The following is a 1,859-nucleotide window of genomic DNA, read 5'->3' on the forward strand; positions in this document are numbered from 1 at the left end:
GGCGCGGCCTTACGGGCCCGCGGCCGCTCCCGGGCCTCACCCGAGTGCTCCTGACGGGCCTGCTGGAAGGCGTCGGAGACGGTCTGCGCGGCGCCGGACAGCGCGCCCTTGGCCTTGCCGTGTGCGCCGGACTCGGTGACCTCGCCGACCAGGTCGGGCAGGCCGGGGGTGCGGTGCGGGCCGGCTTCCAGGTCGAGCCGGTTGCAGGCCTCGGCGAAGCGCAGGTAGGTGTCGACGCTGGCCACGACGACCCGCACGTCGATCTTCAGGATCTCGATGCCGACCAGGGAGACCCGCACGAACGCGTCGATCACCAGTCCCCGGTCGAGGACGAGTTCCAGTACGTCGTACAGGCCGCTGCTGCCGCCTCCGCCGCTGGACGTCTGTGCCGGGACAACGGTCATGCCAACCGTGCCTCCTCGTCTGTGTCTGCTGCGTCTGTGTCTGCTGCGCGTGGATGCGTCTTCGGACGTGAGCCGCCCGGGGCCGGTCTAGTGGCCGCCGGTCCGGCGGGCGTCGGCGCGGCCGCGTTCGTAGCGGTGCAGGCGCCGGTAGCCGGTGAGCCGGCCCCGCGGATCGAGTTCCACCCGGTAGCTCGCCATCAGGCTCATGGTGTCCGGCACCCGGGCCAGTTCCAGGACCTCGACCTCCAGCGACCAGCCGTCCTCCGTCTGCTCGAAAGTCGTCACGGACTCCGTGCTCAGACCGGTCAGCTCGGCGAACTGGGCCCGCGCCTCACGCAGCACCTCCAACGGCCCCGGCCGGGACACCGGCCCACGGGCCTCGTCCTCACCACGTGGCTCCTGAGCACTCCGTGACTCGCGTGGATCCTGCGACTCCCCGGTGTTCTCCTTCTTCACCATGGCCACCTCTTCTTCTTCGGGTGGCCGAAGGCTCCATGGCCAAACCTGCGCGGGACCTCACCCGTCCGCGGGGGAAGGTTCGTCGCCTCCGGACCCTGTGGCTCGCGCGACCCCGTAGGCGCCGAGTGACACCACGGCCCATGCCGCCGTAGCGGCCCCGAGCGCGAGCCACGCCGAGTGGTGACGGAGGAGAACCGCGGCGACGACGGCGAACGCCACGAGCCCCAGGGTGCCCAGGGCGGCGCCACGCGCGTCGTCGCGGGCGCTCATGAGCCCCTCCTCCTCGGCCACCAGGGTCAGGCTGGCCAGCAGGATGGCGGGAAAGGCGAGGAAGACGCCGCCGACGAACGGCCCGAAGAGCCGTGACACGACGGCCGCCAGGAGTGACACGCCCGCGCCGAAGCCGAACCGAAGGAGCAGGTCCTCGCGTGGCGTGCGCGCGACCGCCCGCAGGTCGACCCGCACCCGGTCGGTGTCTTCGGCTCCCTTTCCGCTCCCGTCCGAGGGCTGCGCCGAGCGCCTCACGGCGCCACCGCGAAGGCGATGGCGGCCGCTGTCGCGAACCACACGACAAGGGCCGTCGCGGATCCGCGCATGGCTCCGAATCGGGCGAGCGCCGGAACATCGACGAGACAGTAGGCGGTGAACGCCAGTGCTCCGGCGACCATGCCCCGTGCCGCCGTCGCCGCGTCGAGGTCGCCCTTGAACACCACCGTCAGGATCAGCCCTCCCAGCGCCACCGAGGGGGCGGCGGCGAAGATCCCGGCCAGCCGCTTGGGCTCGACGGCCTCCGCCACCAGGGCGAAACCCACCACGAGCAGACCACCGATGAAGGGCTTCAGGACGAGCTCGAGCAGGGTCTTCATCGAGGTACCTCCGAGGAAACGCCTGCCTTCAGGCAGGGGAGGAATCGGACTCCTGCGGAGCAGGGCAGGGAAAGACGAATCGCCGCTGGGCGATTCGTTGTCCACCACCCGGATGCCAGCAGGTCGTCAC

4 protein-coding genes are annotated in these 1,859 nt (G+C 71.4%); all 4 read right to left on the reverse strand.

Going from position 1 to position 1,859, the window contains the following annotated elements:
- Positions 1-404: gas vesicle structural protein GvpA (locus ABZ818_RS42710; protein WP_361427715.1), on the reverse strand; the 404-nt coding region annotated here is incomplete at its 3' end.
- 87 nt (positions 405-491) lie between these two features.
- Complete coding sequence (locus ABZ818_RS42715) at positions 492-863, reverse strand: gas vesicle protein (protein WP_361427717.1); 372 nt, start codon at positions 861-863, stop codon at positions 492-494.
- 57 nt (positions 864-920) lie between these two features.
- The gene (locus ABZ818_RS42720) at positions 921-1,388 is read right to left on the reverse strand and encodes a DUF3147 family protein (RefSeq protein WP_361427720.1); all 468 of its coding nucleotides are present in this window, start codon (positions 1,386-1,388) and stop codon (positions 921-923) included.
- A complete protein-coding gene (locus tag ABZ818_RS42725; protein ID WP_361427723.1) occupies positions 1,385-1,729 on the reverse strand; it encodes a DUF3147 family protein in 345 nt (114 codons plus the stop codon). Before ABZ818_RS42725 ends, ABZ818_RS42720 begins: the two co-directional genes overlap by 4 nt.
- Between the last annotated feature and the right edge of the window lie 130 nt (positions 1,730-1,859).

The sequence above is a fragment of the Streptomyces sp. NPDC047453 genome (genome assembly GCF_040643155.1).
In the GTDB taxonomy this organism is placed as follows: Bacteria; Actinomycetota; Actinomycetes; order Streptomycetales; family Streptomycetaceae; genus Streptomyces.

Excerpts from the sequence above, each read along its gene's own strand:
- ABZ818_RS42725 (WP_361427723.1), bottom strand. The coding sequence starts at position 1,729 with ATGAAGACCCTGCTCGAGCTCGTCCTGAAGCCCTTCATCGGTGGTCTG.
- ABZ818_RS42715 (WP_361427717.1), bottom strand. The coding sequence starts at position 863 with ATGGTGAAGAAGGAGAACACCGGGGAGTCGCAGGATCCACGCGAGTCA.